The organism is Congregibacter variabilis (assembly GCF_045689235.1).
Classification (GTDB): Bacteria; Pseudomonadota; Gammaproteobacteria; order Pseudomonadales; family Halieaceae; genus Congregibacter; species Congregibacter variabilis.
In genome coordinates, this window is record NZ_CP136864.1 from 1,803,965 (window position 1) to 1,816,325 (window position 12,361).

12 protein-coding genes are annotated in these 12,361 nt (G+C 56.4%); 5 read left to right on the forward strand and 7 right to left on the reverse strand.

All coding sequences use genetic code 11. The features are described from left to right. Window positions 1-87 precede the first annotated feature (87 nt). A complete protein-coding gene (locus tag R0135_RS07925; protein WP_407349716.1) occupies window positions 88-750 on the forward strand; it encodes a porin family protein in 663 nt (220 codons plus the stop codon). Window positions 751-792: 42 nt separating this feature from the next. Next, a complete protein-coding gene (locus R0135_RS07930; RefSeq protein WP_407349717.1) occupies window positions 793-1,428 on the forward strand; it encodes a c-type cytochrome in 636 nt (211 codons plus the stop codon). Between the two features lie 15 nt (window positions 1,429-1,443). Here the strand turns inward: R0135_RS07930 and safD are convergent, their stop codons facing one another. Beyond that, the gene (safD, locus tag R0135_RS07935) at window positions 1,444-2,811 is read right to left on the reverse strand and encodes a sulfoacetaldehyde dehydrogenase SafD (protein ID WP_407349718.1); all 1,368 of its coding nucleotides are present in this window, start codon (window positions 2,809-2,811) and stop codon (window positions 1,444-1,446) included. A 159-nt stretch (window positions 2,812-2,970) separates the two neighbouring features. On the opposite strand from safD, the gene R0135_RS07940 reads away from it, so the two are divergent. Continuing rightward, window positions 2,971-4,437: an alanine/glycine:cation symporter family protein gene (locus R0135_RS07940; protein WP_407349719.1), complete on the forward strand. Its 1,467-nt coding sequence runs from the start codon at window positions 2,971-2,973 to the stop codon at window positions 4,435-4,437. Here the strand turns inward: R0135_RS07940 and R0135_RS07945 are convergent. Together R0135_RS07945 and R0135_RS07950 are read right to left on the reverse strand one after the other, a co-directional pair. Next, a complete protein-coding gene (locus R0135_RS07945) occupies window positions 4,419-5,666 on the reverse strand; it encodes an MFS transporter (RefSeq protein ID WP_407349889.1) in 1,248 nt (415 codons plus the stop codon). The two genes, R0135_RS07940 and R0135_RS07945, sit on opposite strands and share 19 nt — an antisense overlap. Before the next feature lie 8 nt (window positions 5,667-5,674). After that, window positions 5,675-6,628, reverse strand: coding sequence for a class I SAM-dependent methyltransferase (locus R0135_RS07950; RefSeq protein ID WP_407349720.1), 954 nt, complete (start codon window positions 6,626-6,628; stop codon window positions 5,675-5,677). Window positions 6,629-6,762: 134 nt separating this feature from the next. On the opposite strand from R0135_RS07950, the gene R0135_RS07955 reads away from it, so the two are divergent. Together R0135_RS07955 and R0135_RS07960 are read left to right on the forward strand one after the other, a co-directional pair. Next, window positions 6,763-7,593, forward strand: coding sequence for an SDR family NAD(P)-dependent oxidoreductase (locus R0135_RS07955; protein ID WP_407349721.1), 831 nt, complete (start codon window positions 6,763-6,765; stop codon window positions 7,591-7,593). A gap of 57 nt (window positions 7,594-7,650) precedes the next feature. After that, entirely contained in the window at window positions 7,651-8,574 is a 924-nt protein-coding gene (locus tag R0135_RS07960; protein ID WP_407349722.1) for a DUF1570 domain-containing protein, read from the forward strand. A 49-nt stretch (window positions 8,575-8,623) separates the two neighbouring features. On the opposite strand, the gene R0135_RS07965 is transcribed toward R0135_RS07960, so the two are convergent. The 4 genes from R0135_RS07965 to R0135_RS07980 form a co-directional block, all read right to left on the reverse strand. Further along, on the reverse strand, window positions 8,624-9,775 hold the full coding sequence (locus R0135_RS07965; protein ID WP_407349723.1) for a saccharopine dehydrogenase family protein: 1,152 nt from the start codon (window positions 9,773-9,775) through the stop codon (window positions 8,624-8,626). A gap of 108 nt (window positions 9,776-9,883) precedes the next feature. Then, the gene (locus R0135_RS07970; protein ID WP_407349724.1) at window positions 9,884-10,261 is read right to left on the reverse strand and encodes a DUF2237 family protein; all 378 of its coding nucleotides are present in this window, start codon (window positions 10,259-10,261) and stop codon (window positions 9,884-9,886) included. After that, window positions 10,258-11,607: a hypothetical protein gene (locus tag R0135_RS07975; protein WP_407349725.1), complete on the reverse strand. Its 1,350-nt coding sequence runs from the start codon at window positions 11,605-11,607 to the stop codon at window positions 10,258-10,260. Before R0135_RS07975 ends, R0135_RS07970 begins: the two co-directional genes overlap by 4 nt. Before the next feature lie 45 nt (window positions 11,608-11,652). After that, window positions 11,653-12,357, reverse strand: coding sequence for a class I SAM-dependent methyltransferase (locus tag R0135_RS07980; protein WP_407349726.1), 705 nt, complete (start codon window positions 12,355-12,357; stop codon window positions 11,653-11,655). Window positions 12,358-12,361 lie beyond the last annotated feature (4 nt).

Here is a 12,361-nt window from a genome sequence, read left to right on the forward strand (position 1 = left end):
TCGTGGGCCTTCGGCACTCTGAATTGCAAGACCGCCCTGCTACAATTTGGCGGTAAACGTATGTCAAGCTAAACAAGGATTACCACTATGCGCATCGCGCGCCTACTTATTATCAGCCTTACGCTTTTCTCACTTCAGGCTCAAGCCCAGTGGGTCAGTTCAAGCACGCAACGAGCCGGCAAATGGGAAACCAACGTTGGTCTTTATCTCACCGGATCCGAAAGCAGTGGAGGGCTCAACGAATCCTCAGTGGATATCGACAGCGGTTACGGCCTCGCCTTTGGTGTGGGCTATAACTTCACGCAGAATCTGGCCCTGCGCTTTGACGGCGCCTGGTCCCGCGCCGATTACGACGCGGTGCTGGATACAGAAGACAACGGCCTGGTGGAGATCAATCACCGCCTGTCGGCGTTCAATGGCCAGTTCAATGGCGTGTGGAACATCCTCGATGGCGCCTTTACCCCCTATGTACAAGCGGGTATCGGCTGGACTTTTCTGGACTCCAACGTGACTGATGGGCCACCCAGCACAGGCTGCTGGTGGGACCCCTGGTGGGGTTACGTATGCAGCAACTTTTACTCCACCTACAGCGAAACAAACTTTAGCTGGAACGTCGGTGCTGGGCTACGCTATGAGTTCGGTCGCGGCATGTTTGTTCGCGGGGGCTGGGAGCAAACTAACATTGATGGTGGCAGCGGCGCCGATCCAAGCTTTGATGCCTTTCGCGCAGAGCTGGGCTGGTTGTTTTAGGCCCGACTACCTGTGGCGAGCGGCTTTTGAGGACAAACAAGCATGCAGAAAAATAATCTTAAGTGGGTCATCGGTCTATCGTTCTTCGCTGGCTTGATTACCGCAATCGTCTTACCGGCAATATCGTCAGCCGCGCCGGACAGCAGCCCTGCCAAAAATAAAAATCCTCTGCAGGGCATGACGCCGGTGGAGGCCAGTAAAGGCCTGGAATTACCCCAGGGCAATGACGAGGCGGCGGTGGTGCAGGGGCGCTATCTTGTTGGCCTGCTCGGTTGCGCCAGCTGCCATACCGAAGGCGCTTTGATCGGCAAACCTGATCCAGCAAAAACGCTGGCAGGATCAAGCATCGGTATTGCCTATAGTAATCCCATGGTAAACAACTTCCCCGGCGCGGTGTACCCACCCAATCTGACGCCCGACAAGGAAACCGGTTTGGGTGAATGGTCCCTGGAGGAGATCGTCACGCTGCTGCGCAGTGGCAAAACACGTCACGGCCGTCAAACCATGGCGATCATGCCGTGGACGAGCTACGCACAGCTCAATGAAAGCGACGCCCGGGCGATTGCCAGTTACCTTAAGTCCCTGGAGCCGGTGAAGAACAAGGTCCCCAAACAGGTACTGCCCGGCAATCCTGCAAAAACGCCGCTAGTCCATGTGGGGCTCTACCGAAGCCGGTGAGTAAGCACAGCAGGCTTAGATAACCAAAGTCTTCTGGTAACTCATCTCGCGAATGGCGTACTTCACGCCTTCGCGACCTACACCGCTGTCCTTTACGCCCCCAAAGGGAAAATGCTCTGCGCGAAATCCCGGACCATCGTTACTCGCCAAAAGCCCTACCTCCAACTCATCGAACAAACGACGGATAACACTCAAGTTTTGCGTGAACACACCGGCCTGCAATCCGTAGGGCGAGGCATTCACCAGGGCGATGACCTCCTCGAGATTCTCAAACCTTCGCAGCGGTAACACCGGGCCAAAGGTCTCTTCGGTTATCAGGCTTGCATCGTCCGGTACGTCTTCGATCACCGTAGGCCACAAAAGCGTCCCCTCGCGCCTGTGTCCACAGGCCAGTTTTGCGCCCCGAGCCAAAGCATCCTCGATGCGCGCACTGATTTCATCGGCGGCTTTGGCATGAATCACCGGTCCCACAAACGTCTCGTCAAGTGCAGGGTCACCCACAGCAAGCGCGGTAGTCTTTGCCAGCAAAGCCTCTCGAAAGCGCGTGTACACCTCACCGTGGATAAACAAACGTTTTGCCGCGGTGCACCGCTGCCCCGCTGTCGCAAAGCGTTGATTGATTGCGGCCGACACTGCCGCATCGATATCCGCGTCGGGCATGATAATCAGCGGGTCGTTGCCACCCAGTTCCAGTAACAATTTTTTGAATCCCGCAGAGGCGGCAATTGCTCGAGCCGCCACTGTGCCACCGGTAAAGTTGATCGCTTTAATCTGCGGGTGTGCCACAAGATCAGACATATCCGGCACGTCAGGAATACATAACTGCAGCGTCTGACGGGGCATACCGGCTTCGTAACACAGCTCCACTAAACGCTGGGCTGACGCCGTATTCTGCGGTGCCGGCTTAAACATCACTGCATTGCCGGCCGCAAAGGCAGGCCCCAGCTTGTGCATGGCAATGTTCAGCGGAAAGTTAAAGGGTGTGATGCACAGCACCGTACCCAGGGGCCGCCAAACTACCACGCCTATGCGTCCGCGAGTCGGTGGATAAGCATCCGAGTCCAGGGCCTCTCCGGCGATCTGTCGCGCTTCTTCTGCAGACGCTATCGTTGTATTTATAGCCCGATCGAGCTCTACCCGCGCGTCAGAAATGGTTTTACCAATTTCGTCGGTCACCAGCGCAGCGAGCTCTTCTCGATGCGCTTGTAGCAATTGTGCCAGGCGCCTGAGAATATCGGAGCGCTCGTGTGCCACAAGGCTACGCTGCACTTCCTCGCCCTGCCGAAGCGTCTGCAGACACCCGGCAATCGCCGCGCCATCGGCGTAAACGTATTCACCCAGGTGTGCATCATTCCAGGGATTGCTAACCGTGTAAGTAGCCATAGCCTTTGCCTAACGCCAAACTGATGTAGCCATTGTCAGCGCTAGCGACCCTTAAAAACCAGTCCCTTTTGCCCAGACATATCCGGGACTCTCCGGGAGCAACTTGTGTTGCTCGCCACAGTCGGTATGGTCGTGACTTGCGAATCACGAGAAGCCCCGATGCCTCAGACTATTGACGCCAGCGTTGAAGCCGCTATCAAGCCCTTTGCCGACGGTTTCGCAGCGTTCATCTTTTATGAGATTCCCATAGCGGGCATGCAGATACCCTGGATCGTACTCTGGCTGGCTGTCGCCGCCAGTTTCTTTACTGTCTATCTCGGGTTTTTAAACATTCGCGGTTTCCCCCTTGCAGTGCGTGTTCTGCGTGGCGACTATCACGACCCCAATGCACCGGGAGAAATTTCGCATTTTCGCGCAGTCGCCACAGCGATATCGGGCACCGTGGGTATTGGCAACATTGGTGGTGTTGCCGTGGCAATAGGCATCGGGGGCCCAGGAGCCGCATTCTGGCTCGTGGTCGCGGGTCTGCTATCGATGTCCACCAAACTGGTGGAATGTACTCTCGGCGTTAAATATCGACGTCACAATAGCGACGGCTCCGTCTCTGGCGGGCCCATGTACTACCTGGAGCACTGGCTAAAGGTGCGCAGCTGGCCCAAAGCCGGTAAAGCGCTGGGCGGTTTCTACGCGGCGTGCCTAATGATCGGCTGTCTGGGTATCGGCAATATGTTTCAGTCGAACCAGGCCTATGTGCAGTTCGTGAGTATCAGCGGCGGGGAGCAAAGCTACTTCGCGCAGCGCGGCTGGCTGTTTGGCATCGGCATCGCCGTGCTGGTAGGGCTGGTGATTATCGGTGGTATACGCAGCATCGCTGGCTTTGCGGCAAAGGTCGTACCGGCTATGGCACTACTGTATATCGTATCGGCTCTGGTGATCATTAGCATGAGCTACAGCGAGATTCCTCACGCCCTATCGCTGATTGTCAGTTCCGCGTTTACCATGGAAAGTGCCACCGGCGGCGCGATTGGCGCCATGATTGTGGGGTTTCAGCGGGCACTGTTTTCTAACGAGGGGGGAATAGGTTCGGCTTCTATTGCTCATTCGGCGGTACAGACAGACGAGCCAGCATCCGAAGGCATGGTGTCTCTGCTGGAACCGTTTATTGACACCGTAGTGATCTGCACCCTAAGTTCACTGGTGATTGTGGTTACGGCTTTCCCTACCGGCCTCATGGACAGCGGACTCCAGGGTATTGCCCTGACTTCTGCAGCCTTTGCTCATCACATCAGCTGGTCGCCCTATCCCCTTGCAGTGGCAGCATTGTTGTTCGCTTTTTCTACTGCGGTGTCCTGGAGCTATTACGGCCTCAAAGCCTGCACCTATTTGTTTGGCGAGGGCATGCTGGTACAAAACAGTTTCAAATTCGTGTTCTGTGTCTTTTTAGCCTTAGGCTGCATGATTCAACTGGACTCGGTACTGGCCTTCTCTGATGCCATGATCTTTCTTATCGCCGTGCCGAATATTATCGGTCTGTATTTGTTCGCCCCCGAGGTAAAAGCCGAGGTGAACCGCTATCGCCGGCGCATTGCAGACGGCAGTATTGTGCCCTACGAGACCACCGACTGATCCGGGGCGCGGGATCGCAGCAGCAGCACAACCACCAAAGCGAACACAGCGGTGCCGGCGAACGCAACGGGAAACCCCGCCGCATCGGCTACGGTCCCGACCAGTACAGCGCCAATGGCCGGTGTACCCATAGCCACCACCGCCCAAAGACTCATCACCCGTCCGCGATAGCTTTCCTGAACCGTTAATTGTGTGAGCGCCTGACAACCCGTGCCAATGGTGGTGGTACAGCCTGCAATCAAGGCTATCGCCAGGGCTACGACCCAAACCTCATGCCAAAAAGCAGCTGTGAGTATGGTCATCGCAGATATAAACAATCCAAGAAGCACCAGGTGATACAGGCGTCTTAATCTGCCGCTCTGGCGCGACACTAATAAACCGCCCGCGATAGAGCCGGCACCGGCAGCAGCGGTTAGAGTGGCCAGTGTTGCCGAGTCACCGCCAAGCAATTTGCCCGACACGGCGGGCAAAAGCTCAATGACCGTGCGACCCAACACTCCGCTGGCCAAAGTGAGTAAAAAAACCTGGCGCAGCATGGAATCCCTGCGCAGATACACAAACCCGGCCCGGAGTTGAGCCATAAACGACCCTCTCTCTTCGGTGCTTACTTCGCGCTCTGTGCCCTCTACGCGAGCTAGCATCACAACGGCCCCGATACAAATCACCGCCGCAGTCGCAAAAGCTACCGGCACCGTGGACACCACGAGAAGCCAGGCTCCCACCGCCGGACCGATGATTCGCGAAGTATTAAAAATGATGGCCGAATAGCCAATGGCGCTGGGCAAGGCTCCGCGCTCAACCAGCCTTGGCAAAAACGCCAATCGAATCGGAGCGTGAGCCGACGTCAGCACACCAAAGGCCAGCGCCAGAATTGCAAGCGCAGGCAGTTCCAGGTAACCCAGAGTCGCAATAATGGCAGCTACCGCCGCAAGAAAGCCCATGAGGCTAACGGTCACCAACAGACCATTGCGCGGATTAATGCGATCAGCTGTGATACCAAAGATCGGTGTCAGTAAGAATGTCGGTACCAACATCAGGCCGGCGATGCTACCGACCCAGAATGCCGACGCCGTGAGCTCCCATGCGGCCCAGCCAAACAAAAAACGAATAATCCAGCTGCTGAGCGTCGACAGGCAGCTCGATGGAAAGTAAAGCCGAAATCGGGGCTGACTAAAGGCCGAGCGATGCTCGGCCTCTATGTGGTGCGCTTCTGTCGCCTCGGTTCCTATACGCCTGACTACTCAGGTTTTCTGAACAGCAGCGTCATACGGCTGGATTCACCAATGGCAGACATTTCTGCAGCGCGCTGCGGATCATCAGCACTTCCGGACAACGTGGGTGGAAGACGCCAGACGATGTCATCACCGGTGGGCTGATCCATGGGGTTCACATTGATATCTGATTCGCCCACAAATTCAAATCCCGCTGCTTCAAACTCACCAATGACAAAGCTCTTCTTGAGATAGCCCGCGGATCCGTCAGCCCAGTCATCAGCTGCGTCTTCCGGCGCCATGTGCTGCACCACGCCCACGATGCCGCCAGGCTTTAAGGCGGCCTTGGTATCCATGAGCGATGCGGTCAAAAACCCACCCTCTTCTTCAAAGCGGGCCATATTATGCAGCGCACGAATAAACAGCGCGGCATCCAGCTCCCCTTCGAAACGCTCGGGCAACGCCCCAAACTGAAACGCGTCGATAGATGCCACAGGCTTATTGAACCAGCTTCGCGCATCCGCCAACCAGGTATCGACCCAGGTTTCCTTAGCCTTGAGCTGCTCGGCCGACATAAAACCAAATAACGGGAACAGAGCCTGATCGTAATCAACGCCCACCAGCATTCCCTCGCTGCCAAGGTAAGGCACTAGAATTTTGGTATACCAGCCACCGCCGGGCAGCGCTTCGAGTACGTTCATGCCGGGCTCGATGCCAAAAAAGTCCAGAGTTTCTGCCGGATGCCGCGCCGCATAGCGCGCTTGTACAGCCGCGGGCTGCGCCGCGAGTATGGCGGCCAGACTGCCGCTTTGGGGCATATCGCCAGACGAGGCCGTCTTTGCGGTAGTTTGAGTGGTTTGTGCAACGTCGGCTGCGGATCCAGCTTCGGCTGACTCCTTGGACTGGCAGGCACTCAGGCTGATAACAGCACCGGCAAGAAGCAGGCCAGCAATCATAGGACGAAGAGAAATATTTGACATAACAACTCCTATTGACGGTGCCATTGCTTTTATAGACGACACCGTACCTCTGTGGGTGTCCTGCGAGTATACGCTCTGGACCCGTCGCGGTGTCTCCCTTATTGTGCGCAGCTTGCCAAGCTAAAGGACGACGTATGAACAACTTCGAAAACACCGTGGGATTCATCACGGGCGGCGCCGCGGGTATAGGTCTGGGCGTAGGCCGTGCACTGGGTCGTCAGGGAATGACTCTGGTCCTCGCCGATGTAGAAGCGGACACCCTGAATAAAACCGCACAGGAGCTGCGCAGCGAGGGCATTGAGGTTTATACAGAAGTACTGGATGTTCGTGACGCCGATGCTTACCGAGAGATTGCACAGCGAACGCTGGCCAAACACGGCAAGGTGAACTTTCTGTTTAACAATGCCGGCGTTGGTGGGGGACATTTCCCTGCGGGCGAGACACCTTTGCAAGACTGGCAATGGGTGGTCGATGTGAACCTCATGGGCGTGGTCTATGGCATTGAGTTCTTTTTGCCGGCCATGCGTGCCCTGGGCGAGCCATGCTACATCATCAACACCGCCTCCCTGGCAGGCCACGTAGCCAACCCCGGCATGGCCGCCTACTGTGCCACCAAGTTTGCGGTTGTGGGCTACTCCGAAGCTTTGCGACACGAGCTGCAAGGTTCTTCTATCGAAATATCAGTACTTTGCCCGGCGTGGGTCAAGACCCGTATTGCTGAGAGCCGCCGCAACCACCCGGACGCAGAAGAAGCCGCCAACGCATCGGGCAGTACCGACGGCATGAGCAAAGTCGGCGAAATCATCGCCAAGGAAGGTATCAGCGTGGAGGCCCTTGCCGAGCGCGTTGTGCGCGGCATGGAAACGAGCACGTTTTATCTGTTCACTCACCCGGATTTTTGGCCAGCAGTACAGGAGCGACTGGAACGTATCACCCGGGATTACCAGGAAGTACTGCCCGGCTAAGGCCGCGGTAATTGTCAGGCCGGGATGCTTCGCAAGAACAAGCACAATCGATTCGCGATGGCAGTCAATGCGTGGGGCATTACGGCACTGGTTTTTTGCGGCGCTCTCTTTCTGGGAGCCGCCACGAGGCATCTGTGGGACCAGCCTCCCGCGCCTGAGGTTCTGGCACTCGCCGCACCACACTGCAGTCAGTCCAGTGCTGTTTCAGCAACAACGTCAGAACCCTTTTCTATTGCCGTGCAAGCCCAAGCAGCTGCTCTACCTGCCGATCTGGAGCAAAAAATTGCCCTGGGTGCAGATGCCGCCTATGCGCAGTGGCGAGAATGGCTGGGCGAAGAAGCCTTATTGCACTCTCGCATCAACATTCGCTTTGTGGGTGACGACAAGCAGTTCCGGGAAATCTACGGCAAACCTAGCGCCGAGGACTGGACGACTACAGGCTTTTATCGCATGCGCAGCAATGAAGCGCTCATCCTGTACACGCCCAAATATCGCAGCACGGCGCTGGGCAATGCCTTTCACGAAGTCTCTCACCTGGTGACCGCATCGCATCTGGGGGCAACACCTCCCTGGCTGAATGAGGGATTGGCCGAGTACTACGAAACACTGGATGTCGTTGATAACGGCGTGCGCTTTGCACATAACCCTCTGCACATACAATTGCTGCGCCGCCAGGGACCTGTGAGCATCTCGGATATGACGGCGCTGTCGCGAAAGGAATGGATGCAGCAGGACGCACAAAGGCGCTATGCCAGCGCCTGGTCTTTCATCACTTTTATGCTGCAATCACAAGACGGACGGCGCACCCTCCAGCGCGTGGTGCAACAAGCCTACATGGAGCGCTGCGATGCCAGAGCTGACCTCAGGGAAAGCCTCCGGAATTACCCCGGAGGTTTGCAGTCTCTTCAGGACGATTGGTTTTACTGGCTTGAGCACCAATTGAGCGTGCTACCGGCAAAAACGAAAGCGCAGGCTCTTTAAGCGACGCTCACATGCCAGCCACGGAGCCCCGGTCTGGTGTTTTGTCTTACTACAGGACGGTGAAGCTAACCCCCGCGTGATCCTGCAATCGCTGACGCAGAGCATCGCCCATCACCGCTGCGGCGGTAAAACAACCACCGTGGGCTTTGGGCGTTTGGGATAAGCACACCGCCGCCTCGGCAATCATTTTGGAGGTCGAGCCATAACCGGGATCACGATCACCATAGACCTGCACCGTGGCACTATCACCGGCATCATTGCTGCCCACGTAGAGAATGTCGTAAAAACCAGCCTCTCGCTCTTCCTTGCTTGGTCCCTCTCCCGGCTTGAGGGTCATGTCCAGCGACATATCGCCACCGGCCGCCTCAGGCTTGGTTTCGCCAAGCAGAATCATTTCGTCATAGACCAGATCAGTGCCGTAGGCGTGGCCAAGCAGTTGATTGGAGCGATGCACATTTTTGGTATTAATCGTGGCCATGATGAAGGGACCTGACCAGCTGTTCAGATCCTCTTCAAACAGCATTTCGTTTCCGGCGGGCTGCTCGGGACCAACGAACCCCTCCGTAAGCACAAAGGGATTGGCAAGATCTGCAAACAGCGCGGGGTTCGCTTTCACCGACGCCATAGTGGCGGTGAACGAGGCCACGGTTCCACCTGAGGCCGTGCCGCGCATCGCTTTAACGCGGCACTTCACCCGGGGCAAAGGCGCGCCAAACTTTGCACTGGCCACCTGCTCCAGTAAGTGCACTCCAAGGTCTGAAGGTAGCGAATCGAAGCCACAGGAAAACACGATGCGCGCGCCGCTTTCCCGCGCAGTGTCGTCATGCGCAGCAATCATGTCCTTCATCCACAGCGGCTCACCGTTGAGATCAACGTAGTCCGTGCCAAGTCGGGCACAGGAATCGACCACGGTGCTTCCATACTGCTGGTAGGGTCCCGCGGCGCTAAGCAGGACGCGTGTAGAGCCTGCCATCTTATCGATGCTCGCCTTATCCTCACTATCGGCCACCACCAGAGCGACGCTGGAATCAATCCCTAACTCATCGCGAAGCTGCTCCAGTTTCGCCAGATTTCGCGCCGCCATCCCCCAGCGAAACTCCGCATTGCTGCCGTAGGTTTCGTTTAAATATTCGCAGATTAAGCGACCCGTAAAACCGGTAGCGCCAAAAACCAAAATATCGAAGTCGCGTGTGTCAGTCATGTAGAGACATCCTGTGAGGAGAAATTATTAAGAAGACTACGCAGACTAGACCGGATAATTGCTTCGAGCAACCGCAGGTCGCAATGCTGATGCTCAACCAGCCCTTGGCTAACTCACGTCCAGGGCGTGGCCGCGCAAAACCTCCATGGGCACGATATCAGTCGCCGCCTGATGGGTCCGCTGCAGATACACCCGCGGGGCTTTACCCTGCTGATGTGCCTCTAACCAGCGCGTTGCACACAGACACCAGCGATTGCCTGGCTTGAGCCCCAAAAATCCATACTCGGGCACGGGGGTCATCAAATCATTGCCGCGACTTCGCGAAAACTCTAAAAACTCCTGCGTTAGCTCCACACACACTGTGTGCGAGCCGCCATCGAGCTTGGATGTATTGCAGCACCCATCGCGAAAAAAGCCGGTTACCGGATCGTGACTGCAGGCCTGCAGAGGCTCTCCAAATACGTTCAAGGACTCCGCCATACTCATGGCGTGAGCTCCGCTGCCGGTGTATCTGACAACCAGAGGTCCGACAACCAGGCGCTTCGCGCATCATTTATCCAGGCCTGGGAAAAACGGGAGAAGCGCAGCATGTGCTTGGCCACCTCTGAATCCAGTGTTGCAATCGCCTGCTCGCCCCGATCACTGGCCACGGTCACAACGATGGCCGCCTCTTCTCCAGATCCACTCCACTCAAAGGCAGGATCCGAGACGTAACGCGGCGGCATATTCTTTTCCAATACTTCGTCAAGCTCGCCACCCAACGCCACGCTCTCTATGGTGAGCACCTCTCGCACAGTGGACTCGTCAAATTCGGGAACGTCCACAGCAGTGGCAATCGCCGCCAGAATAGTGCTGTCCCATTCCTTTTGATCGAGCGACTTTTGCACGCGCTGGTACTGGTAAGACTCCAAAACACCGTGACGATTTGAGACCAACTGGATTGCCTCGTTGCTCTTCCCCATCGCCACAGCCCACAAAGCCTCTGCGGTGTTCACGCCAGGCAGTGGCTGGGCGTGGTAGGGCTGCGTAAGGTCGCCGATGTAATGGAGTCCCCAGCCGGCAAATCGCCAGCCCCAATAGTCGTGACCCGTCTCAAAAGCAAACCGGGACAATGCCCTGTACAAAGAGACGCGCCACTCGGGATAGGTCCGCAAAAGATCCGGCTGTGCTTTACGCGTGACCCAGTCCAGATGATAAAAGCCCATATGAAAGGGCGCCTGAGAGCTGTAGTCCAGATTGGGGTTACCAAAGGGCTGCGTACCAAATCCATAGTCCGCAGCAAAGTCGGTGTCATTGTCTTCGAACAGACCAATGTCCAGACCAAAATCTGGTTCGTCACTACCACTGGCCAGCACATGAGCCGGCGCCACAAGCTCCCCAGCGGTCAGCGCAACATAAACGATGGACTCATGGGACACACCACCGTTCAAAAAGCTCAACTCATCAAAGCTCTTCACCAAACCAGGAGCGATAGAGGGGTCTTCCACGGTGGTTTGACGGTACAGCGAATACCCCAGGGTAGGATTCACACGGATGGCGCGCAAAAAGGCGTTGCGCAAGTCCTCGGCACCAGCCTGAAACGCCAGGGCGTCAGGACGGGGCGCATAGTAAGCAAAGCTCTCTCGGGACATGGCTTCGTGGCGACTCAGCATCGCGGCAAGACCCGTCGCTTCCGAGCGCACGAACTCCTCGAGGGACTCCACCTGTAAAGAGGGCTCAAGCAAATCTGGCTGAGTTCGAACCAACGGCCACAGCAAACTGGCATGATCCGACCAGGCCCAGACGCTGCTACTGAATACGAACAAAAACAATGGAGCTAACCAACGGCGCATGAGGAATTCACTTTCTTCTAAGTTGCGTGGGGATGAATCATACAGTCACTCGCCCCTGGCCGCAGAATTGCTTTGCACACTCGCGGTGTAAAGCGAGACTCGATTAAACTCCCGGGCCTCGTCCATATCGGGGACCGTGCAGCTGTCTTGCTCGCAGATCTTTTGGTACGGCGGGACGTCAAAGTTGCGAACCCGGGAATCCGCCACAAGAACCGTATCAGCACGGGCAATAAAGCGATCAAGCCAGACAAGATTTGCCCGGTCATAGAGAACGTCGGCCACGAGAATAAGATCCACAGGGCCCCGCACCGCCTCAAAGTCATCGCATAAGGTCACGCTACAGGCATTCAGTGCTGCGTTGTATGCAGTAGCTTTTAGTGCCAGAGGATCAATATCACAGGCAATGACCTCCTTTGCGCCGACCATCGCTGCAGCAATCGCCACCACCCCCGAGCCACAGCCAAAATCCAATACCCGACGACCGCGCACAAGTTCAGGGTGTTCAAGAATATAAGCAGCTAGAACACGTCCCGATGCCCAGCAGAGGATCCAATACAAAGGGTTATCCATTACGCGACGCGAAGTGTCCGCGTCCAGATGTCGCTGGGACAGTACATCGCGAATAAGCAACAACAACAGTGTGTGCTCAGGCAATACAGACTGAACATCAAGCTGGGCTTCGGGCAGGATCTGCTGGAGCGCGCCCAGAAGCTTGGATGGACTCTTATTAACAGACTTAAGGTCGGTCAATTTG

Excerpts from the sequence above, each read along its gene's own strand:
- R0135_RS07925 (WP_407349716.1), top strand. The coding sequence starts at position 88 with ATGCGCATCGCGCGCCTACTTATTATCAGCCTTACGCTTTTCTCACTT.
- R0135_RS07930 (WP_407349717.1), top strand. The coding sequence starts at position 793 with ATGCAGAAAAATAATCTTAAGTGGGTCATCGGTCTATCGTTCTTCGCT.
- safD (WP_407349718.1), bottom strand. The coding sequence starts at position 2,811 with ATGGCTACTTACACGGTTAGCAATCCCTGGAATGATGCACACCTGGGT.
- R0135_RS07940 (WP_407349719.1), top strand. The coding sequence starts at position 2,971 with ATGCCTCAGACTATTGACGCCAGCGTTGAAGCCGCTATCAAGCCCTTT.
- R0135_RS07950 (WP_407349720.1), bottom strand. The coding sequence starts at position 6,628 with ATGTCAAATATTTCTCTTCGTCCTATGATTGCTGGCCTGCTTCTTGCC.
- R0135_RS07955 (WP_407349721.1), top strand. The coding sequence starts at position 6,763 with ATGAACAACTTCGAAAACACCGTGGGATTCATCACGGGCGGCGCCGCG.
- R0135_RS07960 (WP_407349722.1), top strand. The coding sequence starts at position 7,651 with ATGGCAGTCAATGCGTGGGGCATTACGGCACTGGTTTTTTGCGGCGCT.
- R0135_RS07965 (WP_407349723.1), bottom strand. The coding sequence starts at position 9,775 with ATGACTGACACACGCGACTTCGATATTTTGGTTTTTGGCGCTACCGGT.
- R0135_RS07970 (WP_407349724.1), bottom strand. The coding sequence starts at position 10,261 with ATGAGTATGGCGGAGTCCTTGAACGTATTTGGAGAGCCTCTGCAGGCC.
- R0135_RS07975 (WP_407349725.1), bottom strand. The coding sequence starts at position 11,607 with ATGCGCCGTTGGTTAGCTCCATTGTTTTTGTTCGTATTCAGTAGCAGC.